Annotated in this window: 24 protein-coding genes; 4 read left to right on the forward strand and 20 right to left on the reverse strand. The window is 71.0% G+C overall.

What is annotated here, in order from left to right:
• Positions 1–97: 97 nt before the first annotated feature.
• From KBX71_RS26800 to KBX71_RS26820, 5 genes are all read right to left on the reverse strand, one after another.
• Positions 98–1324, reverse strand: a complete 1227-nt coding sequence (locus KBX71_RS26800) for an LCP family protein (RefSeq protein WP_210820577.1) — start codon at positions 1322–1324, stop codon at positions 98–100.
• Between the two features lie 76 nt (positions 1325–1400).
• The gene (locus tag KBX71_RS26805) at positions 1401–2378 is read right to left on the reverse strand and encodes an NAD-dependent epimerase/dehydratase family protein (RefSeq protein WP_124821440.1); all 978 of its coding nucleotides are present in this window, start codon (positions 2376–2378) and stop codon (positions 1401–1403) included.
• An 88-nt stretch (positions 2379–2466) separates the two neighbouring features.
• Positions 2467–4158 carry a cation acetate symporter gene (locus KBX71_RS26810; protein ID WP_210820578.1) on the reverse strand — a complete coding sequence of 564 codons (1692 nt, stop codon included), beginning with the start codon at positions 4156–4158 and terminating at the stop codon, positions 2467–2469.
• Complete coding sequence (locus KBX71_RS26815; protein WP_088950720.1) at positions 4136–4501, reverse strand: DUF485 domain-containing protein; 366 nt, start codon at positions 4499–4501, stop codon at positions 4136–4138. The genes KBX71_RS26810 and KBX71_RS26815 overlap by 23 nt, the downstream gene beginning before the upstream one ends.
• Before the next feature lie 175 nt (positions 4502–4676).
• Positions 4677–5429 carry a flavin reductase family protein gene (locus KBX71_RS26820; protein WP_210820625.1) on the reverse strand — a complete coding sequence of 251 codons (753 nt, stop codon included), beginning with the start codon at positions 5427–5429 and terminating at the stop codon, positions 4677–4679.
• Between the two features lie 659 nt (positions 5430–6088).
• Here KBX71_RS26820 and KBX71_RS26825 point away from each other — a divergent pair.
• Both KBX71_RS26825 and KBX71_RS26830 read left to right on the forward strand, forming a co-directional pair.
• Positions 6089–6874 (forward strand): helix-turn-helix transcriptional regulator, encoded by a 786-nt coding sequence (locus tag KBX71_RS26825; RefSeq protein ID WP_210820579.1) that lies wholly within the window; start codon positions 6089–6091, stop codon positions 6872–6874.
• Complete coding sequence (locus tag KBX71_RS26830; RefSeq protein WP_210820580.1) at positions 6871–7077, forward strand: DUF397 domain-containing protein; 207 nt, start codon at positions 6871–6873, stop codon at positions 7075–7077. The genes KBX71_RS26825 and KBX71_RS26830 overlap by 4 nt, the downstream gene beginning before the upstream one ends.
• Here KBX71_RS26830 and KBX71_RS26835 read toward each other — a convergent pair.
• From KBX71_RS26835 to KBX71_RS26865, 7 genes are all read right to left on the reverse strand, one after another.
• Positions 7074–8777, reverse strand: coding sequence for an ABC transporter permease (locus KBX71_RS26835; RefSeq protein ID WP_374102645.1), 1704 nt, complete (start codon positions 8775–8777; stop codon positions 7074–7076). The two genes, KBX71_RS26830 and KBX71_RS26835, sit on opposite strands and share 4 nt — an antisense overlap.
• Positions 8762–9526, reverse strand: a complete 765-nt coding sequence (locus tag KBX71_RS26840) for an ABC transporter ATP-binding protein (RefSeq protein WP_030487756.1) — start codon at positions 9524–9526, stop codon at positions 8762–8764. The genes KBX71_RS26835 and KBX71_RS26840 overlap by 16 nt, the downstream gene beginning before the upstream one ends.
• Before the next feature lie 182 nt (positions 9527–9708).
• On the reverse strand, positions 9709–11352 hold the full coding sequence (locus KBX71_RS26845; protein ID WP_210820581.1) for a cation acetate symporter: 1644 nt from the start codon (positions 11350–11352) through the stop codon (positions 9709–9711).
• Between the two features lies 1 nt (position 11353).
• Positions 11354–11767, reverse strand: a complete 414-nt coding sequence (locus KBX71_RS26850) for a hypothetical protein (protein ID WP_307847330.1) — start codon at positions 11765–11767, stop codon at positions 11354–11356.
• 44 nt (positions 11768–11811) lie between these two features.
• On the reverse strand, positions 11812–13539 hold the full coding sequence (locus tag KBX71_RS26855; RefSeq protein ID WP_210820582.1) for a DUF4153 domain-containing protein: 1728 nt from the start codon (positions 13537–13539) through the stop codon (positions 11812–11814).
• Positions 13536–14618: a cell wall metabolism sensor histidine kinase WalK gene (locus KBX71_RS26860; RefSeq protein ID WP_210820583.1), complete on the reverse strand. Its 1083-nt coding sequence runs from the start codon at positions 14616–14618 to the stop codon at positions 13536–13538. The genes KBX71_RS26855 and KBX71_RS26860 overlap by 4 nt, the downstream gene beginning before the upstream one ends.
• Complete coding sequence (locus tag KBX71_RS26865) at positions 14615–15289, reverse strand: response regulator transcription factor (RefSeq protein ID WP_210820584.1); 675 nt, start codon at positions 15287–15289, stop codon at positions 14615–14617. Before KBX71_RS26865 ends, KBX71_RS26860 begins: the two co-directional genes overlap by 4 nt.
• 183 nt (positions 15290–15472) lie before the next feature.
• Between KBX71_RS26865 and KBX71_RS26870 the strand changes: the two genes are divergently transcribed.
• Entirely contained in the window at positions 15473–16024 is a 552-nt protein-coding gene (locus KBX71_RS26870) for a Uma2 family endonuclease (RefSeq protein ID WP_210820585.1), read from the forward strand.
• An 8-nt stretch (positions 16025–16032) separates the two neighbouring features.
• Here the strand turns inward: KBX71_RS26870 and KBX71_RS26875 are convergent, their stop codons facing one another.
• From KBX71_RS26875 to KBX71_RS26895, 5 genes are all read right to left on the reverse strand, one after another.
• Entirely contained in the window at positions 16033–16695 is a 663-nt protein-coding gene (locus tag KBX71_RS26875) for a DUF5701 family protein (RefSeq protein WP_210820586.1), read from the reverse strand.
• Positions 16696–16761: 66 nt separating this feature from the next.
• Positions 16762–17523, reverse strand: coding sequence for a LytTR family DNA-binding domain-containing protein (locus KBX71_RS26880; protein WP_088950711.1), 762 nt, complete (start codon positions 17521–17523; stop codon positions 16762–16764).
• Between the two features lie 23 nt (positions 17524–17546).
• On the reverse strand, positions 17547–18773 hold the full coding sequence (locus KBX71_RS26885) for a sensor histidine kinase (RefSeq protein ID WP_196929017.1): 1227 nt from the start codon (positions 18771–18773) through the stop codon (positions 17547–17549).
• A gap of 39 nt (positions 18774–18812) precedes the next feature.
• Positions 18813–20384, reverse strand: coding sequence for a sugar transferase (locus KBX71_RS26890; RefSeq protein ID WP_210820628.1), 1572 nt, complete (start codon positions 20382–20384; stop codon positions 18813–18815).
• A gap of 263 nt (positions 20385–20647) precedes the next feature.
• Positions 20648–21508: an Fpg/Nei family DNA glycosylase gene (locus KBX71_RS26895; protein ID WP_196929018.1), complete on the reverse strand. Its 861-nt coding sequence runs from the start codon at positions 21506–21508 to the stop codon at positions 20648–20650.
• A 50-nt stretch (positions 21509–21558) separates the two neighbouring features.
• Between KBX71_RS26895 and KBX71_RS26900 the strand changes: the two genes are divergently transcribed.
• A complete protein-coding gene (locus KBX71_RS26900; protein ID WP_210820587.1) occupies positions 21559–22830 on the forward strand; it encodes a glycosyltransferase in 1272 nt (423 codons plus the stop codon).
• A 112-nt stretch (positions 22831–22942) separates the two neighbouring features.
• Here KBX71_RS26900 and KBX71_RS26905 read toward each other — a convergent pair whose 3' ends face one another.
• From KBX71_RS26905 to KBX71_RS26915, 3 genes are read right to left on the reverse strand one after another with little or no spacing between them, the layout of a single operon-like run.
• On the reverse strand, positions 22943–23665 hold the full coding sequence (locus KBX71_RS26905; protein WP_210820588.1) for a CDP-alcohol phosphatidyltransferase family protein: 723 nt from the start codon (positions 23663–23665) through the stop codon (positions 22943–22945).
• Positions 23640–24707, reverse strand: a complete 1068-nt coding sequence (locus tag KBX71_RS26910) for an iron-containing alcohol dehydrogenase family protein (RefSeq protein ID WP_196929021.1) — start codon at positions 24705–24707, stop codon at positions 23640–23642. The genes KBX71_RS26905 and KBX71_RS26910 overlap by 26 nt, the downstream gene beginning before the upstream one ends.
• Positions 24695–25426 (reverse strand): sugar phosphate nucleotidyltransferase, encoded by a 732-nt coding sequence (locus tag KBX71_RS26915; RefSeq protein WP_112583845.1) that lies wholly within the window; start codon positions 25424–25426, stop codon positions 24695–24697. Before KBX71_RS26915 ends, KBX71_RS26910 begins: the two co-directional genes overlap by 13 nt.
• Positions 25427–25471: the final 45 nt, after the last annotated feature.

Below are 25471 nucleotides of genomic sequence, written 5' to 3' on the forward strand. Positions count from 1 at the left end.
CGAGTTCATCCCGGGTCAATCCGGACGTCGAATTTTGCAGACTCAGTCGATCGTCGCTGTTCGATGACCCGAACGGCTGGTGCCCCTCGGGCCGTGGTCAGCCGCCGTCGTTGCTCTTCGGCGGGTTGGCCTTGACCCAGTCGGCCATCGTGTCCGCCGACATGGCCTGGTACATCGCGAGCGCCTTCTCCCGGTCCGACACCACCACCGACTCGCCGTTGATCGTGTCGCTGCCCGAGTTCGGGCTGGTCACAAAGGTGAGGTTCTGGCCGCGCAGGTTACGGAACTGCAGCGCCATGTCTGTAACCGAGAAAGTCTGGTCGACGGTTACGGCCGCGGTCACCGACTTGAGGAAATCGTTGAGCTTCTTCGGGTTCGCCAGCGTGCCCGTGCTGGCCGCCTTGTCCATCAGCGCCCGCAGGAACTCCTGCTGGTGCCGCATCCGGGCGAAGTCCCCGTCCGGGAACTGCTTGCGCTGCCGGATCCAGTCCAACGCCTCCGCGCCGTCCATGTGGTTGGTGCCCTTGGTGAACGTCCGGTACGGCTTGTGGATCGAGGTGACGGTTCGCTCGACCTTCAGGTCCACCCCGCCGAGGGCGTCGGTGACCTCCTTGAAACCGCCGAAGTCGATAGCCATCACGTGGTCGATCCGAACGTCGGTGAAGCACTCCACGGTGCGTACCGCCAGCGGCAGCCCACCGAACGCGAACGCCGCGTTGATCTTCGCGCGCGATCCGGAGCCGCAGTCCGCGCCGGCGCTCTCCGGGATCGGCACGTACAGGTCCCGGGGGATGGAGACCAGGTAGGCCTCCTGGTGGTCGGCCGGGATGTGCATGACGATGATCGTGTCGGCGCGCCACTGGCTTTTGCTGTCGACAGGCGCGTCCGGGTCCCGCGAGTCGCTGCCGACCAGCAGGATGTTCAGCGCCCCATCGACGGTCTTGGCCGGCCGACCGCCGGTGATCTCCGCGAACGGGTCGGTGCGGGCCAGGTCACTGTTGAGGTTGCGGGCGTACAACCAGGCGCCGACGCTGCCGAGCAGCGCCAGCACCAGCACCGCGATCCCGGCCACGAGCGCGATCCGGCCCCAACGCGGTCGTGGGCCACGCCGACCGGGCCCACCGGCGTCACCCGGGCCGCCGGGCCCGGTGGGGCCCGCCGGGCCACCGGACCGAGGCTGCTCCTCGTCGTACGACGGGTAGAAGCGCGCCTCGGTCGGACGGGCACGCCCGGAGGCGCCCCGGTCGGGGCCGGGCACCGACGCGCGCCCGGCGCTGCGGTGCAGGTGCGGATGTGGGACGCCGGCAGACGAGGTCGCGGACATGTAACTCAGGGTACGTAGCGAGAGCCACTGCCGCCTTCAGGCGACACTCAGCGACAGGCGGTACGCGAAGATCCGGCTACCCTAGCCGCGCGCGGAAGTACTCGATCGTGCGTCGCAGGCCATCTTCGGGCGCGACCGACGGCTCGTATCCGAGCAGTTCACGGGCGAGCGTGAGATCCGGCCGGCGCATCTCCGGGTCGTCCGAGCTGCGGGTGACATAGGTCACCTTCGAGGTGCTGTCGGAGAGCGACACGATCAGCTCGGCGAGTTGCCGCATGGTCAGCTCGTGCTCGGTGCCGCAGTTGACCGGGCCCGTCTCGGTCGAGTCGAGCAGCAGCAGGATGCCGCGCACCAGATCCTCGACGAAGCAGATGGACCGGGTCTGGTTGCCCGTGCCGTGCACGGTGATCGGCTCGCCGCGCAGCGCCTGGGAGATGAAGGTGGGGATGGCGCGGCCGTCGTCCGGGCGCATCCGCGGGCCGTACGTGTTGAAGATTCGGACGATCGCCGCGTCGAGCCCGCGGTAGCGGTGGTACGCCATCGTCGCGGCCTCGGAGAAGCGCTTGGCCTCGTCGTAGACGCTGCGAACCCCGATCGGGTTGACGTTGCCCCAGTAGGTCTCCCGCTGCGGGTGCTCCTTCGGGTCCCCGTACGCCTCGGACGTGGAGGCCATCAGGAACCGGGCGCCGTCGGCGGCCGCGCGCTCCAGGAGGTGCAGGGTGCCGACCGAGCCGACCCGGAGGATCTCCACCGGCAACTGGGCGAAGTCGGTCGGGCTGGCCGGCGAGGCCATGTGCAGGATCGCGTCGAACCGCTCGGCCAGCGCCGGGTGGTGGGTCGGCAGGCCGTCGGAGATGTCCGCCTCGACGAGGGTGAAGGTCGGCCGATCCAGCAGGTGGGCGACGTTCTCCTTGGAGCCGGTCACGAAGTTGTCAAGCGCCACCACCGTGCAACCTCGGGCGATCAGCGCGTCCACCAGGTGCGACGGGACGAAGCCAGCTCCGCCGGTGACGAGGACGCGGTGACCGGAACCAAAGCGCTCAGCAACCTTCATACCGCTCAGCCTACCGAGCCCCGAAATCGCGGTAGGGCCCCCTGCTGACGTCGCGCGTCAGCAGGAGGCCCCTCGACAGGTACCGCGATCAGTGGGCGCCAGAGCCGGTGAGGGCGCGCACCTCGAGTTCCGCGTACTTGTCCTCGTCGTGCTCCTTGGAGATGACAGTGCCGATCCACCCGCAGAGGAAACCGAACGGGATGGAGAGGATGCCCGGGTTGGACAGCGGGAACCACTGCCAGTCGTGGTCCGGGAACATCGAGGTCGCCGCACCGGAGACCACCGGCGAGAAGAACACCAGCAGCACGGCCGAGAGCAGCCCGCCGTAGATCGCCCACACCGCGCCGGACGTGTTGAACCGCCGCCAGAAGAGGCTGTAGAGGATCGCCGGCAGGTTGCCCGAGGCGGCGACCGCGAAGGCCAGCGCCACGAGGAACGCCACGTTGAGGTTCTGCGCGAAGATCGACAGGGCGATCGACACCGCGCCGATCCCCAGGGCGGAGATCCGGGCGACCCGCACCTCCTGCCGCTCCGACGTCTCGCCCTTCTTCAGGACGTTCGCGTAGAAGTCGTGCGCCAGGCTGGACGACGAGGCCAGCGTCAACCCGGCGACCACCGCGAGGATGGTGGCGAAGGCGACCGCCGCGATGATCGCCAGCAGGGCTGCCCCACCCAGTTCGCCGCCGAAGAAGTCGATGCCGAGCGCTTCGGCCAACTGCGGCGCGGCGGTGTTGCCCGCCTTGTCCTGCGCCGTGATCGCCTGGCTGCCCACCAGCGCCGCCGCACCGAAGCCGAGGGCCAGGGTGAGCAGGTAGAAGGTGCCGATGATGCCGATCGCCCAGAGCACGCTCTTGCGGGCCGCCTTAGCGGTCGGCACCGTGTAGAAGCGGATCAGGATGTGCGGCAGACCGGCGGTGCCGAGCACCAGGGCGATACCCAGGGACAGCAGGTCCACCTTGTTGTAGAAGGTCTGCGTCGAGTTGCCGGCGACCTCGACGCCGTACCGCAACCCGGGTTCGAGGAACGCGCTGCCCTTGCCGGATGCCTCGGCCGCCTGGCCCAGCAGCTCCGAGAGGTTGAAGTTGAACTTCGCCAACACCAGGATGGTCATCAACAGCGCGCCGCCCATGAGCAGGAACGCCTTGACGATCTGCACGTAGGTGGTGCCCTTCATGCCGCCCACGGTGACGTAGATGATCATCAGCGCGCCGACCATGATGATGGTGGCGATCTTCGCAGTGGACGCGTCCATGCCGAGGAAGGTCGTCCCCGGCTTGATGCCGAGCAGCAACGCGACAAGCGCGCCGGCGCCCACCATCTGCGCGAGCAGGTAGAAGATCGACACCGTGATGGTGGAGACCGCCGCCGCCGTACGCACCGGACGCTGACGCATCCGGAAGGCCAGCACGTCCGCCATCGTGTACCGGCCCGAGTTCCGCAGCAGCTCCGCGACCAGCAGCAGGGCCACCAGCCAGGCAACCAGGAAGCCGATCGAGTAGAGGAAGCCGTCGTAGCCGTACAGCGCGATGATGCCGGCGATGCCGAGGAACGACGCGGCCGACATGTAGTCGCCGCCGATCGCCATGCCGTTCTGGAAGCCGGAGAAGGACCGGCCGCCCGCGTAGAAGTCGGTCGCCGTCTTGGTCTGCCGGCTGGCCCAGATCGTGATGCCCAGGGTCACCGCCACGAAGACCAGGAAGAGCGTGATGGTCAGGTTGCGGGCGGTGTGGTTGCCCGCCTCAGCCGCGAGGAACGTCTCAACCGCGTGAACCGTCTTCACGGGTCACCTCCCCGATCTCGGCGCGGATCCGGTCCGCGATGGGGTCGATCTTCCGGTCCGCGTACCGGGAGTAGAGCCAGGCGATCAGGAACGTGGAGACGAACTGGAGCAGGCCGAAGACCAGCGCGACGTTGATGTTGCTGCCGAACAGCTTCGTGCCCATGAAGTCCCGGGCGTACGCGGAGAGAATGACGTAGAGCGCATACCACAGGAAGAAAGCGACGGTCATCGGGAAGACGAAGCCGCGCAGCGCACGCCGCAGCCCGGCGAACTCGTCCGACCGTTGTACGGCCAGGTACTTGTCCGACTGGGAAGCGGCCGGAGCGGGTGTGTCCGTGGACATCTGTGGATCACCACCTTCACAGGCGTCAGAGGAGTTTCGCGCACCGTAAAGAGCGCACTCCCCGGCAGGGAAGGCTGAGATCGACGCCGGTCGGCGAGTGCGCCGAGCGGTTGGCTGGCTGCGCCAAGTGACTCAGGTCACTGCGGTGATCGGTCGCCTCGGGCGAGGCGTCCGTTCAGGCCGGCAGCTCGTGATAGCGACCGCGGTAGTGCAGCAGCGGGGTGGCCTCCTCGGCCAGGTCGACCGCCTCGATCGTGGCCTCGACCAGCAGGCCCCAGCCGTACTCCCGGGCGGTGTCCAGCCGGCACCCGGCCCAGCCGGCGGCGTCCGCCGGGACCGGCCCGTACGGCGTCTCGATCCACGCGCCGGTGGCGAAGAGCCCGCCCGGGGCGGGGAAGAGGCCGGCGAACCGGTCGGCGAGTTGCCGGTGTGGCGGCCCGAGCGGCGTGACGGCGAACCGCCCCGCCTCCTCGACGGCGGCCCAGAGGTCGGACTCCGGGTCGATCAGCCCGAGCAGCCGGTCCGGTTCCCCCTCGGCCACCAGGGTCGACGAGACGGTCAGCCCGGCCGGACCGGGCGCCGTCCAGAGGGTCACCGGTGCGGCGAGGCGACCACGCAGCCGGCGTACCGGCGATCGCTGCCCGGTCGGCACCGCGAACGGGTCGGTGTGGTGGATCTCGGCACCCGGCTCATGATTCACGTGAAACATTGTGCCGCCCCGGACCCTCGCCCAACCAAGGAAGCGCTCGTGCAGGTCGGCGGGGCGCCCGTTGAGGCGGGCGAGTTGGTCGCCCGCCTCCGCCATCATCGTGCCCAGGTAGACCAGCAGCCCCACCCGGTCGTCGCGATACTCGGCGAGCAGTGCCAGCCGCGCCGGCTGGCACGGCCAGAGCGCGCCGCAGCCCCGACACCGCCACAGCGGCCGCATCGGCAGGTGTGGCCGGCTCACCTTGGCTCTCCGGCCGGTCGCGGCGGTGGAGTCGCCCGGCTGCGGCGCGGTCCGCTCGGCGGAGGGCGATACCCGAATGACAGTGATGCCTCTGAGTCATATTGATGCGTCAGAGGCATCACGCTCGCGGTGACACAGCGATCCCTGGTGTGATGCGCCGTCCGGTCGCTTGCGTGGTGCGGGATCCGAGCCGCTGGCCGGTCGCCGGGCGTCACCAGCGACCGCCGTTCACCCGCCAGGTATGCGCGGGGGTCAGCCAACCGGCCCGGCCCGGTCGTGGCGGGGCCACCGTCGGCCCGTTCGCCCACGCGGGTGGTCGATTCGGGGGGCCCGCCGAGCGCTCCGATCCGGTCGCGCCCGGCACGGCCGCCGGCGCCGCCATGTTCCTCTGCCGGTACGACCACCGCGCCCTCTTCCTGCTGCGGACGAAACCGAACATGGCTGATCTCCTCCCAGTCGACGAGGGCCGCCCCGATCGGGGGGATGACCGGGGCGGCCCGAACGCAGGACCCAGTCGCCGGGACGTCGCCTCCACCGGCCGGGCCGCGTGTCATCCACCCTGGACTGAGGGGCGCGGAGAGGGGAGAATTCCAGGGCTTACTACGCAGCGGGGTCACGTACTTACCGGAGAGGTAAGGATGAACGTCGAGATGTGGGTGCGGGCGTTGAAGGCCGCCCGAGCCGGTGCCGAGGTGTCCCAGGAGGCTCTGGCCACGCTGACCAAGTGGAGTCCGTCCACGGTCGCCGCCATCGAAACGGGTCGGCGTCGCCCGACCATGGAGTTCGCGGTCGCCGCCGACGAGGCCCTAGCCACCGGCGGCCTCCTCGCCGAACTGTTGCGGGCCGCTGATCGGCAGCGGCTGCCGACGTGGTTCGTTCCATGGCGCAACCATGAGGAGCAGGCGATCCGGCTCTGCGAATTCGAGCCGTGCCTGATTCCGGGACTCCTGCAGACCGAGGACTATGCCCGCGCGGTCATTTCCGCTGGTGGCCTGAATCCGACCAAGGTGGTGGACGAGTTAGTCACGGTTCGGATGGATCGGCAGCAGTTGTGGCAGCGGGCAGAGTCGCCGCAATGCGTCTTCGTCCTGGACGAGACGGCTCTACGCCGCCCGATCGGCGGACCGGCGGTACTGGACGCTCAGCTTGGTCGGCTGATGGAACTCGCCGTCATGCCGAGCGTCAGACTGCACGTCGTGCCGCTCGACGCCGGAGCCCACGTCGGATTGACGGGCGGCTTTCTGCTCGCTGAACTGCCCGACGGTGAACGGGTCACCTATGTCGAGGACGTGGCTCGTGGACACGTCATCGACGACCCGGACGTCGTGCGTCTGATTGGTCGGAAATGGGATAGCCTGCTCGGCGAAGCACTCTCCACAAGCGCCTCACTGGATCTGATCCGGAAGCTGAAGGTGACGCCATGACCGTTCCTCAACCCCGCTGGCGGACGTCGACCAGGTCCGGCGACACGGGTGGTGCCTGCGTCGAGGTGGCGGACAACGTGCCAGGCGTCGTCCTGGTTCGGGACAGCAAGGACCGCTCCGGCCCGACCCTCACCTTCGCTCCGGCCGCCTGGCGCGGCTTCCTTGCCGATGCCGTCCAGGCGGCCAGCCGCCGCTCCGGTTAACGACGCGGCGTGACAGTGGCCAGCAGCTCCGGCTGGCGTCGGTCCAGAACATCGCCGGCCAGGTACGCGCCCAGCAGCGCCGCGCCCAGCCCGTACGCCGCGCCGACCGGCAGGGCCAGCCAGAGCCACGCGTCACCGAGCAGCGCGGCGGCCACCACCATCGGTACCGCGGCGACCGCCGAGGCGAGCATGGCCAGCAGGGTGAGGAGCCCCTTCGCCAGGCCCGCGCCGCTGTTCATCGCGAACGGGTTGCTCGTCTCCGGCAGCGAATACGCCCCGAGCACCGAGACCAGGCTGTTCACCGCCAGCCCGGCGCCGTAGGTGGCGACCAGACTGCCGATCGTGAGACCGATCCAACCCGGTCGACCGAGCAGCACCGACAACACCACCGCGACGACGCCCAACATCGGCAGCACGTACAGCGAGAAGGCAGTCATCCGGGCCCGCAGCTCGACCCGGCCGGGCACCCCGGCCACCACGTTCGCGGCGTACGCGCTGCCGTCGAAGCCGAACTGGTTGGCCAGCGTGACGGCGGCGAGCACGCCCACGAACAGCATCGAGATGGTGACCACGACCGGCGAGCTGTCGCTGGCAGCCGACGTCAACCCCTCGTCGCCCATGGCCGCGAAGTCCCCGCCCGTAACATTGATCATCACTGGCACGAAGATGCCGACCACCGCGATCGTGATCAGGTTGGCCCGGCGACGAGCGTCCCGCCACCAGTAACGGGCCTCCCGGGCGACCAGGGCGCCGAACCGGTCCCGGTGGGCCCAGCCGGCGACCCGGGGGAACAGTTGGGCGACCGCGCCACCGGCAACTCCGCGTCGCACCGGGGCCTTACCGGCGCTCGCCGCACCCACCATCGCCGACTCGATCGACCGGGACCACCAGGCCAGCAGGGCGCCGAGCGCCACCACCGTGATCAGCAACTTGACCGGCGCCGCCCACACCCGCCCCTGGGCCACGTCGATGCCGACGGTCCACGGAGCGCCCAACGGCGTCCAACCGATCACGGTCGCCACCCCGCGAAGCCGGGTCCAGTCCGCCTCCCGCAGCGCGGCCAGGCCGAAGACCTGCAACGGGCCGATTAGCGCGGCCGTCACCGCCAACAGCACGGCCGCCAGGTCGCGGACCCGTCGGGACCGCAACATGGTGGCGAAGGCGCTGGTCACCGCCCGGCTGGCGGCCACACAGAGCAGCAGCCCGGCGAGCACACCCACGACGGCGACCAACCCCGCCGACCAGCCGCCCAACGACCAGGCGGTCAGCACCAGCCCGAACGACGCGATCAGCACCGCCAGCGCCGGCACGCTGATCAGGGCCGCCGCGAACAGGCCGGTCACCAACGTGCGCCGGGGCAGCGGCAGCAGCGCGAACCGGGCCGGGTCCAGTGTCTCGTCCACACCGAAGAAGACAAGGGGCAGGAGCAGCCAACCGAGCACCAGCAGCCCGCCACCCGCCGCCGCGATCAGCACCGCGTACGTGCCGTTGCCGGTCAGGCCCGGCGCGGCGAAGAGGAAGAAACCGCTGGCGGCGAACCAGAGCCCGAGCAACGCGCCGCCGACGAACATGGCGATCCGCCAGCCCTGGCCGCGGAAGTTGTTGCCCATCACCCGCAGCTTGAGCCGCACGAAGTGTCGAGCGGAAACCGACCGTACGGGTGCGGCGGGGGTGGCGTCCGCGCTCACTGGGAGAGCCACGACAGCTCCTCGCCGGTCGCGGTGCGTCCGCCGACCACCTCGACGAAGACCTGCTCCAACGAGCGACCGCCACGGACCTCGTCGATGGTCCCGACCCGCTTGATGGTGCCGCCGGCCAGGATCGCCACGTGCGAGCAGAGCCGCTCCACCACCTCCATCACATGACTGGAGAAGACCACAGTGCCGCCGCCGGCCGCGTAGCGGGTGAGGATGTCCCGGATCAGCGCTGCGGAGACCGGGTCGACCGCCTCGAACGGCTCGTCCAACACCAGCACCCGAGGACCGTGCAGCAGTGCGCAGGCCAGGCCGATCTTCTTCTTCATGCCCGCCGAGTAGTCCACCACAAGCGTCCGACCGGCGTCACCGAGCGCCAGCACGTCCAGCAACTCGGCGGCCCGCTGGTCGACCACCGCCGGGTCCATCCCGCGCAACAACCCGTTGTACGCCAGCAGCTCCGCCCCGGTCAGCCGATCGAACAGCCGGACCCCGTCGGGCATCACGCCGAGCAGCCGCTTGGCGGTCACCGGGTCCTGCCAGACGTCGTGCCCGAGCACCCAGGCCGAGCCGGCGTCTGGTCGCAGCAGCCCGACCGCCATCGACAGGGTGGTGGTCTTGCCGGCGCCGTTCGGGCCGAGCAGGCCATAGAAGGAACCGGCGGGGACGTCCAGGTCGACGCCGGCCACCGCGACCGTGCCGTCGAACCGCTTGGCCAGGCCACGCAGTGCGAGCGCGGGGTGCTCAACAGTCATGTGCCGACGTTATCCGGAGACCGCCAGTTCCGCCCTCCGGCGGCGGGCGGACCCGCGATCATCCCCGAGGCGGACGATGATTGCGCCGATCTTGCAGCTTCTGTTGTCGACCTGGGTGGAAATGCCCCCTGTGTCGGGACAGAAAGTGCAAGATCGCGCGGGAAGGCTCCGGATGCTGTTGATCACTGCATCCGGAGGGACTCGGGGGTGTGCAGGCGGAGCATGGTGGCGGCTACGTCCGCCGGGGCTCGCCGGCGGGTCGCCATCGACACGGCGACCATCACGGTGAAGGCCAGCGGCACAGTCCAGGCGGCCGGCTGCGCGATGAGCGTGGCCGGCCAGCCGGACAGCGGTGGGCCGAGCACGGTGACCAGCACCGCGCCGATCGCCCCGCCGCCGCCGACCACCACGCCGGCGGTGGCACCCACGTCGGTCAGCCCGCGCCACCAGATGCCGAGCACCAGCAGCGGGCAGAAGCTGGACGCGGCGACAGCGAAGGCCAGCCCGACGACCTGCGACACGTCCAGTCCGGAGACGTGCAGCGCCAGCACCGCCGGCACACCACCGGCGATGACGGTGGCCAGCCGGAAACCGCGTACCGAGCCCCGACCGAGCACGTCCGTCGAGATCACCCCGGCGACGCTGGTCAGCAGGCCGGACGAGGTGGAGAGGAACGCCGCGAACGCGCCCGCGGCGACCAGCGCGGCGAGTAGCCGCCCGGCCAGGCCGTCACCCAGAGCCGCCTCGGGTAGCAGCACCACCACGGCGTCGGTCTGGCCGCTGAGCAGCAGTTGCGGGGTGTAGATCCGGCCAAGGACCCCGTAAAGGGTGGGCAGCAGGTAGAACGCGCCGACCAATGCCAGTACGACAAGTGTGGTCCGGCGGGCCGCCGCGCCGTCCGGATTGGTGTAGAAGCGCACCAGCACGTGCGGCAGGCCCATGGTGCCCAGAAAGGTGGCCAGGATCAGCGAGTACGTGGCGAACAGGCCCCGGTCGTCGTCACCGGCGGCGCTGGGCAGCAACCAGTCGTTGGCGTCGGTGGCCACCCCGGACACGTCCGGGACCTGATCACCGGCAGCGAAGGTCAGCTCGTCGCCGGGGCGTACCTCCCGGATGTCACCGTCCGGCAGGGTGAGGGTCGCGCGGTGCTCGACCACGACCGTGGTCGCGGCCCGGAACGTCGGCCCGTCGGGTGGGGTCACCGCCGGGCGGCCGTCGGCCTGCCACTGCAGGGCCAGGAAGATCACCGGTACGGCGAGAGCGGTCAGCTTGAGCCAGTACTGGAACGCCTGCACGAAGGTGATCGCGCGCATGCCGCCCAGCGCCACGTTCGCGGTGACCACGGCCGCCACCAGCAGGGCTCCGAGGGGGTACGGGGAGCCGGCCACCGTGGCCAGGGTCAGCCCGGCGCCCTGGAGCTGCGGCACCAGGTACAGCCAACCGATGAAGATCACGAAGGCGGTGGCCAGGATGCGGAGTCGACGCGATCCCAGCCGCAGCTCGCAGAAGTCGGGCAGGGTGAACGCCCCGGAGCGGCGCAGCGGCGCGGCCACGAAGAGCAGCAGAGCCAGGTAGCCGGCGGCGAACCCGACCGGGTACCAGAGCACGTCCACGCCGTACTTGAGGACCAGCCCCGCGATGCCGAGGAAGCTCGCCGCCGACAGGTACTCCCCGCCGATGGCGGCGGCGTTCCACGTGGGACTGATCGCCCGGGACGCCACCAGGAAGTCGGACGTGGTCCGGGCCAACCGCAGCCCGTAGAAGCCGATCCCGACGGTGACCAGGGTGACCGCGACGATGGCCGGGACCACGAAGTCGTTGCCCACCTCAGCGCTCCGGCCGTTGCACCAGGTCGGTGAAGTCCTGCTCGTTGCGTTCGGCGAGCCGCACGTACGCCCAGCCCACGGCGATCAGGAACGGGAAGGAGGCCACGCCGAGCAGCAGCCACGGCAGGTTGACGCCGGCGACTGTGGTCCGGCCGAGCGCGGGCGCGATCGCGAACAGCCAGGGCAACCCGCCCAACCCGATGGCCACCACCAGGGACAGCCGCAGCGCCAGCGCGAGTTGGGCCCGGACCAGGCCGCGGACCAGCGCCTCACCGACCTGGGTCTGCTGGGCCAACTCGGCGCGGGTCCGCTCGGCGCGGGTGTCCTGCCGGGTGATATCGGCCAGCACGATCCGGGACCGCCGGGGCGGCGGTACCGCACCGCTCGACCCCACGTCGGGGAGTTGCTTGGCCACCCCGGCAGTCTCGCCCGCCGCACGCGATTGTCAAGCGCTCACGCTCACCAGCCTCGCAGACCGGGGCAGTCGGTGACGCTGGCGCTCACCGGGATCGTGGCGAGAACCCGCCGGGCGCGTTCCCTACCGAGGTTCGTCGCCCAGAAGCCGTCCCGGGGCAGCTCGTTGGCGATCTCCCCCAGCGCGCAGGAGCGCATCGGCTCGGGCAGCCGACCCAGGGCCGGCACGGCGTCGGCCGACAGCCCGGACAGGTAGCTGACATCCAACCGGCCGGTCTCCAGGTACCTGTCGACGTTCCGATCGGCGATCAGGCGATCCGGGTTGAGAAGTGCCAACCCGAGCAGCGCCAGCACCGCCGTGCCCACCACCAGCCGGGGGAGCCAGTCGGCCCGCAACCGCACCACGGCCACCCCGACCAGGATGAAGAGCAGCCCGAGCCAGATTTCGACAGTCGACACGACGAGCCGTAGCCGGGTCGCACCGTACGCGTCGGCGTAGACCTGCATCCGGTAGAGCGCCGAGGCGACGATCACCAGACTGAGCGCGGCGAGCGTGCCGAGCAGTACGCGGACCAGCAGCCGGTCCGCCCGGGTTGCCTTCGGCGCCCGGCGGGCTGCGATCGCGATCACCAGCAGGGTGAGCGCGGTGACGGCGAGCAGTTGCCAGAACCCGCCGCGGGCGTACTGGGCGTAGGTGAGCCCCGCCGTACGCAGCACGTGCCCCGCCCCGCCGAACAGCACAGTCAGCTGGACCAGCACGAACACGGCGAAAAGGGCGTCGAGCAACACCAGCGGGAGGGTCCACTCCAGCCGGTGGGCCGGTCGGGACGGCGCCGGTCGCAGCCCCTCCAGGTCGGGTGGGCGGCTGACCAGGTATGCGCCACCAAGCAGACCGCCGCCGATCAGGAGTAGACGCAGCAACCAGCCGATCACACCCGCCGGCGAGATGTCGGGCAGCAGACCGCCGACCAGGTTGGCGAAGACCGCGTCGGCGGACGAGAAGAGCAGCCCGAACAGCGTCAGCAGGACAGCGGACATCGCGAGGCTGGTCACGATGCGTCCGAACCCGATCCCCGAGCCGGCCGGGCGGTTGTCGCGCACTCCGCGTACCGCCCACGGGAGCGCCCGTACCGTCGCGGCCGGCGGCAGCGTCGCGGCGACGAGCATTCCGAGCGGGCTTCGCCCGCCGGTCACCGCGAGTGTCCCGGTGACCGCCGCCGCGAGCAGGCAGAGGACGAAGAGCCAGCCGGCGGCCCGGACCGTGCCGACGGCGACCAACGTGACAGTCGTGCCAGCCCAGGCGACCTGAGCCACCCGCCCCGGTGCCCCCGTGGCACCGGGACGGGCGGCTGCGGCGCCGGTTGCGGCGGCGGGTGCGGTGCCAGTTTCGGCGCCGGTTGCGGTCGGCTCGGTGCGGCCCGCGGCCGGGGAGGACGTCCCTGACCTGACGGCTCCGGTGGCGCCCAGGGCCGCCGCGCCGGCCAATGCCGCGACCAGCCAGCCGAGGCCCGGACGAACCATGGTGAGCACCGAGGCGCCGACGACTGCCGCCGCCGCCAACGCCGCCAGCACCATCGGACGGGCGGCACCGGATGGTCCCGGCCAGCGCCGCGCGATCACCGATGGTGGCCGGGGCAGGACCGGTGCGGCCATGAATGCCGGGGGACTACCGGCCGCCGGCGGTGCGGCCGGGCCGGTCCGCACGGTCGCGGCGACCTGCGCAGGACCGGTCGGCCCGGTGGCCGGAAGTGGGGTGCTGCCCGGGCTGGTCATGCGGCCTCTTCTCGGTATGGTCCGTCACACGGGATGGTGACCTGGATGCGGCAGCCGGGTCGCTCGCCCCGGTGTGGCCCGGCGGGATCGAGGACACCGATCCGACCGCCGTGCAACTCGACGACCCACCGGGCGATGGCCAGGCCGAGCCCGGTCCCGCCTCCCGCCGACCGGTCGCCGCGGGTGAACCGCTCGAACACCCGGGAACGCTCGGCCGGCGGAATGCCCTGGCCCTCGTCGCTCACCTCGAAGCGGAGCTGGTCGCCGTGTTCCTCGGCGCTCACCCGCACCGTGCCGCCGGGTGGGCTGTGTCGCGCCGCGTTGTCGAGCAGGTTCGCGAAGACCTGGTGCAGTCGCCACGGGTCCGCTTGGACCGTCAGCGGCGCCGGCAGGTCGCGGAGCTGGAAGCGCACGTCCAGGCCGGCACCGGACGCGCTGGCCGTGGCGTGCTCCACCGCCTCGTCGAGGAAGTCCCCCACGTCGATGCGTACCCGCCGCAGCGGCACCACCCCGGCGTCGAGTCGGGACAGGTCGAGCAGGTCGGCGACGAGGTGCCCGAGCCGTTGGGTCTGGGCCAGGGCCGAACGCAGCGCCGCGGGTTCGGGGTCGGCCACCCCGTCCACCATGTTCTCCAGCACGCCCTGCAACGCGGTGATCGGCGTACGCAGCTCGTGCGAGACGTTCGCGATCAGCTCGCGTCGGCGCTGGTCGGCGGCGTGCAGATCCTCGGCCATCTTGTTGAACGCCTGGGCCAGCTCGCCGACCTCGTCACGGGAGGTGGCGCGCACCCGGCGTGTGTAGTCGCCGCGGGCCATCGCGCCGGCGGCCGCCGTCATGTCCCGCAACGGCGAGGTCATGCCGTGGGCGAGCACCTGCGAGGTGAGCAGGGCGACGGCGATGGCGGTGGCCGAGGTGATCGGCGGCGGCCAGCCGATGCCGTACGAGAAGTAGGCCAGCCCGGCCGCACCGGAGGCGACCAGCAGCACCCCCAGCTTCAGCTTGATCGAGCGCACCGGGTCCAACGGTCGGGGCAGCAGCTCCAGCACCCGGTCCAGACGGGTGAGCAGGGTCGCCGTCATAACGGCAGCTCCAGGGCGTAGCCGACCCCGTGCACAGTGCGGATGAGATCGGCACCCAGCTTGCGGCGTAGAGCCTTGATGTGGCTGTCCACCGTGCGGGTGCCGTTTCCGTCGCCCCATCCCCAGACATCGGCCAGGAGCCGTTCCCGGGGGAGCACCGTGCGAGGTCGCCCCGCGAGGTGGACCAGCAGGTCGAACTCGGTCGGGGTGAGGTGCACGTCCGACCCGGCCCGGCGGACCCGTCGCTCGGCCTCGTTGATCTCGATGTCGCCGAGGCGGATGGCGGGCGGCGTGGCGGCGGCCCGCTCCACCCGACGCAGCAGGACATGCACCCGGGCCGCGAGTTCCCGCATCGAGAACGGCTTGGTGAGGTAGTCGTCCGCGCCGACCGCCAGGCCCACGAGCAGGTCGGTCTCGTCGTCCCGGGCGGTGAGCATCAGCACCGGCACCGGCCGGTCGGCCTGGATCCGGCGGCACACCTCCAGGCCGTCGAAGCCGGGCAGCATCACGTCGAGGACGACAAGATCCGGCTGTGCGGCACGGAACTGCGCGACCGCGCTGGGCCCGTCCGCCGCGATCTCCACCGTGAAACCCTCGGCCCGTAATCGGGCGGCGATGGACTCGGCGATGGTCCGTTCGTCCTCGACCACCAGTACCCGGCGTTCGTTCATGGGTCCTGACTGTAGGGAGCCGCCGTGGAGATCAGTGGTTTGCGTTGTGAATAACCTGTGGAGAACCGCTCATGCCTGTGGATAACTCCGGGACCGTGCCGGCTGGCGTGGTGGAACTCCCAAGGCTCGTTGTGGACAACCGACTGAGCTGTCAGGGTGGTCCGGTAGAGAGGAGGTGTGACGGTGACCAACCCTGCCCGGCCCGGCTGGGGCGACGCCTGGACGGTGGACGACCTCCAGGGTCTCCCCGAGGACGACCAGGTCTACGAGATCTTCGACGGGAGCCTGCTCGTGTCCCCCCATGCGGACGTCTTCCACGGCGCGGTCGCCAATCGCCTCCGCCGCATCCTCGACCGGCAGGCCCCCGCCGGTGTGCTCGTCGGTCAGGACATCGGGGTCAGCGCGAAACGCTCGTCGTACTTCGTGCCCGATCTCTTCGTCGCCCGTGAGAGCGCACTGGACAACGGCGGCGCCGCGCTCGACCCGGTCGACGTGCTCCTCGTCGTCGAGGTGATCTCGCCGAGCAACGCCGGCCGTGACCTGGTGCTCAAACGTCACGAATACGCGGCCGTCGGCATTCCCTTCTACTGGCTGGTGGAGCCCCGCAAGCAGACCCTGACCGTGCTGGTGAACGGCGCGGGCGGTTACCGCGAGCAGGCCGTTCTGCCGGTCGGTGAGGTCTACCGCACCGAGCAGCCGTTCCCCCTCGCCCTGCCGCTGGCCGACGTCTTCTGACCCGACGGTCACTCCGGGCCGATGCGCTCCGGCCGGGCCGAGGCAGAGCCGAGCCAGGTGTGCGGGTTGCCGTACCAGCACCAGCCCAGCTTGGGTGCGCCCTGGCTGATCCAGAGGGCCGGCACCCGCTTGTCGCCGCAGCGGGAGCCGACCAGCGAGAAGCACCTGTTGCTGGCGAGTGCGGCCGGGTGCAGCGTAATGAAGGCGAGCCCCTCGTCGATGGTGAGCGGCAGCCGGCCCCGAGCGGTGATCCCCTCCATGGCGGTGGCCGGGGCCAGGTTGCGGAACTCCTCGCCCCGGTCGACGTCGAAGAGCAGGTACGCCGGCCCGGCCGGCGCTTCCAACTCCTTGATCGGGTCGAAGCGGGGCAGGTCGTCCTCGGCGTAGTTCCGGTCGACGACGCCGGGCTTGCGCTTGCCGGCCACTGTGGTCAGCGCCACCCGTTCCGGCACCCCGATCAGGTCCCGGGTGATGACCAGCAGGAACGGCACCCGGGCGTCGGTGGGGGCGGGTAGCCCGGCGGCGCCCTCGACCGCCCTGGCCCGCAGCGGCGCGACGAGGTCGCGGAAGGCGCTCTCGGTCAGCCCGGCGAGGGCGGGGTAGCCGAGCTGCACCAGGCGGTCGAGTTGGCTGTCGAACTCGGATTCGGTGTCGAACGGGGTCTCGGTCATGGCAAGCCTCCCGGAAGTCGTACGGACTAGCGTACAACGTACGGTAGGGCTGTTCCCATTCCCGGCTCAGCGACTCCAATCCTGCTTCGCGGCCCTGACCAGCTTGTCCTTCAGCTCCCGGGTGTGCCGCCGGCTCACCGGCAGCTCGGTCGAGTCGATCACCACCACGTAGCCGGAGTTGACCAGCCGCAACTCCGCGATCAACTTCAACTGCACCAGGTACGACCGGTGCACCCGGACGAACCCGGCATCGGCCCAGCGTTCCGCGAGCGTGGCCAGCGAGACCCGCACCAGGTGTGACCCCTCCGCGGTGTGCAACCGGGCGTAGTCCCCCTGCGCCTCCACCCACCGCACCGCCGAGCGGGGCAGCATCCGGGTGGTGCCGGCCAACTCGATGGGGATGGTCGGGTCCTCCTCGGCGCGGGCCAACGCCGCCGGGTGCGATGGCACCACCCGCGAGCCGATCACCCGGCGCAGCGACTCGGCCAGCCGATCGGCACGAACCGGTTTCCGCACGTAGTCGGTGGCGCCCAGGTCGAAGGCGTCCACCGCGCCGTCGTCGTACGCGGTGACGAACACGATCGCCGGTGGCCGGGCGAAGCGGCGCAGCACCCGGGCCAGCTCCATGCCGTCCAGGCCGGGCATCCGGATGTCCAGGAAGACCACGTCCACATCGCCGTCGCGCAGCAGTCGCAGCGCCTCGGTGGCATCCCCGGCCGTGTGCAACCGGGCCACCCGGGGGTCGGCCCGCAGGTGGTACGCCAGCTCGTCGAGCGCGGGTGGCTCGTCGTCCACCGCGAGGACGCGCAGGAAACCGGACGCGTTCACCGCACCCGTCCCGGTCCGCTCGCTCACGACCCTGCCCGTACGCCGGGGTGGAACTTCGGCACCCGCATGCTCACCTTCGTGCCCGAACCCAGCCCGGTCTCCACGACCAGGCCGAACCGGTCCCCGAAGACCGACCGCAGCCGCTCGTCGACGTTGGAGAGGCCGACGTGCTGGCCCGTGTCGTCACCCGGGTCGCCGGTGCCGCGGGCCAGCTCGGCGATGCCGGCGGTAAGCGTGGTCGGATCCATTCCCACTCCGTCGTCCTCCACCGTGATGTGACATTCGGCGCCCGCGTCCCGGGCCTCGATGCTCACCATGCCCGTGCCCGGCTTGCGGGACAACCCGTGGCGAACCGCGTTCTCCACCAACGGCTGGAGGCAGAGGAACGGCAGCGTCACCGGCAGCACCTCCGGGGCGATCTGCAACCGCACCTGCAACCGGTCGCCGAACCGGGCCCGCTCGATGGTCAGGTAACGGTCGATCGACCGCAGCTCCTCGGCCAGGGTGGTGAACTCCCCGTGCGCCCGGAACGAGTAACGGGTGAACTCGGCGAACTCCAGGATCAACTCCCGGGCCCGCTCCGGATCGGTGCGCACGAACGAGCCGATAGCGGTCAGCGCGTTGTAGATGAAGTGCGGGCTGATCTGCGCTCGCAACGCGCGGATCTCGGCGCGGGCCAGCCGCTCCCGCGACGAGTCCAGCTCGGCCAGGGCGAGCTGGTTGCCGGCCCAGTGCGCCGTCTCCAGGGTGGCCTGCACCAACCCTGGAGGCGGTGGGCTGTCGGCCACCGCCACCAGCGCGCCCACCACCCGGCCGTCCGCCGCCAGCAACGGTGCGACCACCGCCCCGCGGATCGGGCAGTCGACCCGGTCGCAGTGCAGATCCTGCTCACCGAGCACCGTCGAGCGGCCGGTCTCCACAGTCCGCTGGGCCGCCGCGAGCAACTGCTGGCCGTGGTGCGTGCCGCGCCCGTCGAGGGCCAGCAGCCGCTCGGCGTCGGTGAGCGCCAGCCCGGCCGCGCCCACCAGAGCCCGCAGATGGCGTACGGCCTTCGCCGCGCCCGCCTCGCTCAACCCCGCCCGCAGCGGCTCGGCGGCCAGGCCGGCGGTGTGCAGCACCTCGTAGGTCGCCCGCTGGGTGGCGGTGGCGATGCCACGGCGGGCCCGCAGCCGCAGCACCGCCAACAGGGCCGCGGTCAGCGCGGTGACGAGTGAGACGACGCCGACCACGGCGGAGAGGTTGGCAGCCACGCAGCGATCCTCGCCCCTGCGGGCCGGCGCGCCAACCCTCTAGTACGCGCCCTTGCGGGCGAGCACCACCCCGACGGTGCGCCACAGGATGCTCAGGTCGTACGCGAGCGACCAGTTGTCGACGTAGTAGAGGTCCAGTCGGACCGACTCGTCCCACGACAGGTCGGAGCGGCCGGAGACCTGCCACAGCCCGGTCATACCGGGGCGGACGAGCAGTCGGCGGCGCACATCACCCAGGAAGTCACCGTCGTCAGCCGGTAGCGGGCGGGGCCCGACCAGCGACATCTCACCCCAGAGCACGTTGATCAGCTGCGGCAGCTCGTCCAGCGACGTGGCGCGCAGGAAACGGCCGACCGGGAAGACCCGGGGGTCCTCCTTCATCTTGAACAGCATGCCGTCGGTCTCGTTGCTGTCGACCAGACTGGCCAGCCGATCCTCGGCGTCGACGTACATGGTCCGGAACTTCCACACCCGGAACGTGCGCCCCTCGTGCCCCACCCGGGGCTGCCGGAAGAAGACCGGCCCGGGGTCGGAGATCCGGATCGCCACGGCGATGGCCAGGAAGAGCGGGGTCAGCAGCAGCAGGCCGAGGCCGGCGGCGACCCGGTCCAGCAGGTTCTTGGCCAGCAGTGCCGGCCCGGAGAGGGTCGGCTCCTCGACGTGCAGCAGCGGCAGACCCTCGATCGGCCGGATGTGCACCCGAGGGCCGGCGATGTCGGTGAGCTGCGGGGCGACCACCAGGTCGACGCCGGAGCCTTCCAACTGCCAGGCCAGCCGTCGCAGCTCGCCCGGCTCGGCGCTGGCCGACCCGCAGACGGCGATGGTGTCCCCGCCGACCTCACGGACCAGGGCCAGAACGTCTCGTCCGGCGTACACCGGCACCGGGGTCGGCATCCCCCGGGCCGCCGCGTACCCGTTGGTGATGTGGATGGCGACGGGCATCAGCCCGGCGGACGGGCTGCGGGTGACCGCCGCGTAGACCTCGAGGCACTCCGGCAGGGTGCCGACCAGCACCATCCGGTGCGCGGCCTGGCCGGCCTGCCGGCGGATGTAGTGCAGGGCCCACCGGGCCACGAACCGACCCCAGAGGATCAGCAGTGCCGCACCGACCAGCGCGGTGCCCACGGTGAACCGGGAGAGCTGGGTCACTGTGGCGAAGGCGAGGAAGGAGACGCTCGCGGCCACCGTCACCGACGCCCGGATCACCCGCTTGTACTCGTCGGGCCCGAGCCCCAGATAGCGCCTGTCGTACGCCCGGTTGCCCCAGAGGATGACGACCCAGCCGAGCGGGAGCAGCAGGTAGGAGATGGTGTGGAACCAGGTCGGGTCCTGCTTGGTGCCGGAGAACCCGGAGGCAGCCTGGTCGAAGAGCTGAATCGCGATCCAGCTGGCGAATGCTGCCGCGCTGAAGTCGAGTAGCAGCAGGATCGCCGTGTAGGGGCGGTGCCAACGGGAGACACGGCGTCGCGCTCTGGCCCACGCCGACCGGGGTACACCATTGTGTGTAGGCGGCGTCGGCGGCTGGATCTCGAAGCTGTCGACGTGCCGCACGAGTTTGCTCCGGCCTTCGTTGGTTACCGGGCGCTGGAGGCTTGCCGTCACCTCACCCATGTCCTCCCGCATGACACGGACCGCTCACTCGGCGTGAAGGCCCGGGTCGCCCACCGTCCCAGTCTCCCACGCGGGCCGGACCGGTCGCCGCCCCGAAGGAGATTGGCGACCGATGGTGCCGGCGGGATCTGGCCGGCTCCGCACCATTTCAGAAGCCGGGGACCGGGCCACTATACCGATGGATACGCGGGGGGCGGGACAGGCGGACCGGAGCTTCCACTCAGTGTGGGCGATTCCGCTGCGTAACCACCGAGTGGAATTACTCACCGTACGAGACGGGACAACCGACGGTCAGCGAGCGGCTTGCCGCCGGTCTGGCAGGTCGGACAGTACTGGAGGCTGGAGTCGGCGAACGACACCTCACGCACCGTGTCCCCGCAGACCGGGCAGGGCAGCCCGGTGCGGGCGTGCACCTTCAGCCCGGAGCGCTTCTCGCCCTTGAGTTCCGCGGCCCGCTGACCGAGGGACCGCTCGACCGCGTCGCCGAGGACCTGTCGGGTGGCGGCGTGCAGGGTGGCGATCTGGGCGTCGGTGAGCCGATCGGTGATCGCGAACGGGGACAGCTTCGCCGCGTGCAGGATCTCGTCGGAGTACGCGTTGCCCACCCCGGACAGCACCGACTGGTCGGTCAGCACCCCCTTGACCTGCCCCCGCCGGCTCCGCAGCCGCTCGGCGAAGGTGGGCAGATCCGCGGCGAACGCGTCCGGGCCCAGCTTGGCCACCCCGGGGACCGCCGCGAGGTCGGTCACCAGGTACGCGGCCAGCTTCTTCTGGGTGCCCGCCTCGGTGAGGTCGAAGCCGGAACCGTCATCCAGGCGGACCCGCACCGCGATCGGGCCCTTGCCCGGACGCAGGGGGGTGGTGGCGGGGAACGCCTCCCGGTAGTGCAGCCAGCCTGCTCGCGCCAAATGCACCACCAGGTGCAGACCACCCTCGAAGAGGACATCGAGGAACTTGCCGTGCCGACTGGCGTCGACCACCGCCCGACCGGCGACCTCGGTCGGGGCCGGCTCGTACGTTTTCAGGGCGCTGATCGCGGCGATCTCCAGCCGATCGACGCGCCGCCCCACCGCGCGCTGACGCAGGTAACCCGCGAGCGCCTCAACCTCCGGTAGTTCGGGCACGACACAACCTCCGGTAGTTCGGGCACGACACAACGGTAGCCTTCTTTCCCGTGAGAATCGTGGTGGCACACAACCGGTACCGGGAAGCCCAGCCTTCTGGTGAGAACACGATCGTCGACTCGGAGATCGCCCAGCTCACCGCCGCTGGCGTCGAGGTGCTGCCCTTCATCCGCAGCTCGGACGAGATCCCGTCGATGTCGAAGGTGGCGAAGGCGCTGCTGCCGATCTCGCCGATCTGGGCGCCACGCGCCCAGCACGACCTGAGCCGGCTGCTCACCGAGCACCGACCTGACGTTCTGCACCTGCACAATCCGTACCCCCTGCTCTCGCCCTGGGTGGTGCGGACCGCGCACCGGCATGGTGTGCCGGTGGTGCAGACGGTGCACAACTATCGGCAGGTCTGTTCGTCGGGGATCTACTTCCGCGACGGCGTGATCTGTCAGGACTGCAAGGGCCGGGCGTTCGGTGTTCCGGCGATCAAGCACCGCTGCTACCGCGACTCGGCGGCGCAGAGCGCGCTGATGGCGACCACCCTGGCCGTGCACAGGGGCACCTGGCGCTCGGTGGATCGGTACATCGCGCTCACCTCGGCGATCGCCGACCACCTCCGCGACTACGGCATTCCGGACGATCGCATCGTGGTGAAGCCGAACTCCGTACCCGACCCGGGCCGGCCGGCGCCGCTCGGTGACGGGTTCCTCTACATGGCCCGGCTCTCCCCGGAGAAGGGCGTCGACCTGCTGCTGGACGCCTGGCGACGGCACCCGGTGGGTGCGCTGGGCACGTTGCGGGTGGCCGGCGACGGTGAGCTGCGCCCGCTGGTGGAGGCAGCCGCCGCCGAGCGACCCGACGTGGTCTACCTCGGTCAGCTCGACCGGGCCGGCGTGCAGGCCGCGGTCGAGGCGAGCGCTGTGGTGATCGTCGCCGCGATGTGGCATGACGTGCTGCCCACCGTGATCATCGAGGCGTTGGCGAGCGGCCGGCCCGTGCTCGGTACGGCGTTGGGTGGCATTCCGTACCTGCTCGGGGCCGACGCCCCGCACGAGCCCGCCGGCACCGGCCCGGCCGAGATCGCCTCAGCGGTCGCCGGGGGCGGCGGCGGGTCACCCATGCCGGCGGGGATCGGCCTGGGCGAGGCCGGTTGGGTGGTCGCCCCGGAGCCGGCGGCGCTGGCGGCCGCCCTTCCGGTCGCCCGCGCCGGTGCGTCCGGGCTGACCATGGCCGCCCGCGCCCGCTACGAGCGCATCTTCCACCCCGACGTGGTCACCAAGCAGCTTCTCGACATCTACGCGGGCCTGGCCCGCACCCCCAACCACGTCTGACCCACCCCCACCCGCAAGGTCTGCGCAATATCAGGGATGTTGGGGTCTCCTGGGCGCCGGAGGCAGCAACTTCGCGGAAGTTGGGCGGATCTTGCGGGCGGGCGTGGCTGGGTCAGCGCAGGGAGGCGCGGGCCGAGAAGGCGATGCTCGCCAGCAGGAAGCCACCGTTGACGATCGTGAAGGCGACCATCACCCAGAGGACCAGCGCGGGGGCCACGGCGAGCACCACGGCGGCCACGAAGATCACCGCGCCGTAGTCGCGGACCAGCTTCACCAGGCGCACCGGCAGCGAGGTCGAGGTGACCATGCTGGCCGCGTTCGGGCCGGCCTGCATCACCGACGTCACCAGGTTGACCATCCAGGTGCCCGCGAAGGTCGCCACGAGCCAGGTCGGCGTGGACGGCTCCTGCGCCACGGCGGTGGCGGCCAGGGCGGCCACCAGGGCGATCTGCGCGGCCACGTCGCAGAGCACGTCGACGCGGGCGCCGGCCGCGCTGCCCTGGCCGGTCACCCGGGCCAGTTGCCCGTCCGCGCAGTCCAGGGAGTACGCCACCTGCCAGCCGATCAGGGCGAGCAGGCCGACCACCCAGGCCGGTACGTCCCCGGCGGCGACCGGGCCGGCGAGCGCGACCACGGTGACCGAGGTGGCCAGCCCGAGCACCAGGTTGGTGATGGTCAACGCTGTCGGTCGCAGCCCGAGCCGCTGGGCGACGAGCGCGAAGACGGCCCCCAGCCACTGGCTGATCGACTCGCTGAACAGGCCGCCGCCCCGGTTCACCCGGTGGAAGTCGGCGACGGTGGGACGGGGGTCAGCCAAGCTGGTCGCGGATTGCACCGGCGTAGTCTGCCAGCCGCTCCCGCGTCTCGGTAGGCGACAGTGCCAGGTGTTCGAGGATCGTGTAGCGGTCCGGCCGGGTACGCGGCGCGAACTGCACCGCCTCGATGAACTGGTCGTCGGTGAGCGCCACCTCGGCGGGGAGCCGGGGCAGGCCGTGCCGGGCGAGGCAGGCCGACATCTCCCGGAAGCGGCGGAGGTCTCCGCGCAGCCAGGTGCAGAACAGCGCGCCCAGCCCGGCCAGCTCGCCGTGCGAGGCGGTCCCCGGAAAGAGCGAGTCGACGGCGTGCATGATCTCGTGGCAGCCGCCGCTGCACGGCCGGCTGGTGCCGTCGACGGCCATCGCCAGGCCGCTGGAGATCAGCGCCTCGGCGAGGACGATCACGAAGGCGTCGTCGCTCATGTCGCCTGGGTGGTTGAGCACCGCCTCGGCGCCCGCCCGCGAGAGCGAGGCCGCCAACCCGTCGACCGGTTCACCGCGTACCTGCCGGGACAGCTCCCAGTCGGCCAGCGCGCTGATGTTGCTGATCACGTCGCCGATGCCGGCCCGGTTGTGCCGGTCCGGGCCGCTCTCCACGAAGTCCAGGTCGACGATCACCCCGATCGGGATGTGCACACCGTAGGAGCCCTTGATTCCGTCGGTGATCAGGCTGGCCACCGGGGAGGCGATCCCGTCGTTGGCGAGGCTGGTCGCCACCGACACCATCGGCAGCCCTCGGCGGGTCGCCGCGTACTTGGCCACGTCGATGGTCTTGCCGCCGCCGATGCCGACGACAGCGTCGTACGACCGGGCGCGGAGTTTGCCGCCCAGGTCGTCGGCGGCGTCCAGCGTGCCGCCGGAGACGGTGAACACGTCCGCCGAGCGCAGTGAGGGTCGGATCAGTTCCGCGATCTGGGCGCCCTGACCCGGGCCGACCACCACCGCGACGTCGCCCCCGGAGGAGATCCGCCCGTCGGCCAGGATCGCGCCCAGGTCGGCCACCGCCCCGCGTCGCACGTCGATGTGCAGCGGGGTGAGGACGCTCCGAGCTAGTAGCGGCACGCGATCTCCCGCGCGCGGGCCAGGTCGGCGTGGTTGTCGACCTCGACCCACGGGACGTCACCGATCGGCGCCGCCCGCACCTCCCCGCCCCGGTCGGAGAACTCCTGGTAGCCGTCCTCGTAGTAGAGGTTCGGGTCCCGACGCCAGGTCGCCTCCAGCGCGTCGGCGAGGGCGTCGGCGACCTGCGGCTCGATCAGCGTCGCGCCGATGTACTCCCCGTACGCCTCGCCCGGGTCCATGATCTTGGTGATCCGGGTGAGCTGGCCGGCGGCGTCGAAGGTGGTCTTCATCTCCTCCTCGGCCAGCGGCTTGAGGGTGTCCACAGCGAGCAGGATGCCCGGGCCGCGTTCGGCCAGCAGGGTCTTCTCGATGCTCACCGGGTGCACGGTGTCCCCGTTGACCAGCAGCACCCCGCGCGCGAAGTACTCCCGGGCCAGCCAGAGCGAGTAGGCGTTGTTCCACTCCTCGGCCTTGTCGTTGTGCACAAGGGTGAGCGTGACCCCGTACCGCTTCTCCAGGTCGGCCTGCCGCTCGCGGACCGCGTCGGCCGCGTAGCCGACGACGATCACGATGTCGGTGAGCCCGACCTCGGCGAGGTTGCCCAGCGCGATGTCCAGGATCGTCGTCTCACCGTCCACCGGCACCAACGCCTTGGGCAGGGTGTCGGTGTACGGGCGCAGCCGTCGTCCCGCTCCGGCCGCGAGCACCATTCCGATCATCGCGACATCCTCCCTCGTCCTGCTCCCGTCACCGCTGGAGGATAG

The organism is Micromonospora sp. D93 (assembly GCF_018070365.1).
In the GTDB taxonomy this organism is placed as follows: Bacteria; Actinomycetota; Actinomycetes; order Mycobacteriales; family Micromonosporaceae; genus Micromonospora; species Micromonospora ureilytica.

Coding starts and splice junctions, on each gene's coding strand:
- KBX71_RS26840 (WP_030487756.1), bottom strand. CDS start 9,526: ATGACTGTTGAGCACCCCGCGCTCGCACTGCGTGGCCTGGCCAAGCGG.
- KBX71_RS26815 (WP_088950720.1), bottom strand. CDS start 4,501: ATGTCCACGGACACACCCGCTCCGGCCGCTTCCCAGTCGGACAAGTAC.
- KBX71_RS26800 (WP_210820577.1), bottom strand. CDS start 1,324: ATGTCCGCGACCTCGTCTGCCGGCGTCCCACATCCGCACCTGCACCGC.
- KBX71_RS26890 (WP_210820628.1), bottom strand. CDS start 20,384: ATGGGTGAGGTGACGGCAAGCCTCCAGCGCCCGGTAACCAACGAAGGC.
- KBX71_RS26860 (WP_210820583.1), bottom strand. CDS start 14,618: ATGACGGCGACCCTGCTCACCCGTCTGGACCGGGTGCTGGAGCTGCTG.
- KBX71_RS26865 (WP_210820584.1), bottom strand. CDS start 15,289: ATGAACGAACGCCGGGTACTGGTGGTCGAGGACGAACGGACCATCGCC.
- KBX71_RS26915 (WP_112583845.1), bottom strand. CDS start 25,426: ATGATCGGAATGGTGCTCGCGGCCGGAGCGGGACGACGGCTGCGCCCG.
- KBX71_RS26820 (WP_210820625.1), bottom strand. CDS start 5,429: ATGCGGCCGCTGTGGCGGTGTCGGGGCTGCGGCGCGCTCTGGCCGTGC.
- KBX71_RS26805 (WP_124821440.1), bottom strand. CDS start 2,378: ATGAAGGTTGCTGAGCGCTTTGGTTCCGGTCACCGCGTCCTCGTCACC.
- KBX71_RS26830 (WP_210820580.1), top strand. CDS start 6,871: ATGACCGTTCCTCAACCCCGCTGGCGGACGTCGACCAGGTCCGGCGAC.
- KBX71_RS26855 (WP_210820582.1), bottom strand. CDS start 13,539: ATGACCAGCCCGGGCAGCACCCCACTTCCGGCCACCGGGCCGACCGGT.
- KBX71_RS26825 (WP_210820579.1), top strand. CDS start 6,089: ATGAACGTCGAGATGTGGGTGCGGGCGTTGAAGGCCGCCCGAGCCGGT.
- KBX71_RS26875 (WP_210820586.1), bottom strand. CDS start 16,695: ATGACCGAGACCCCGTTCGACACCGAATCCGAGTTCGACAGCCAACTC.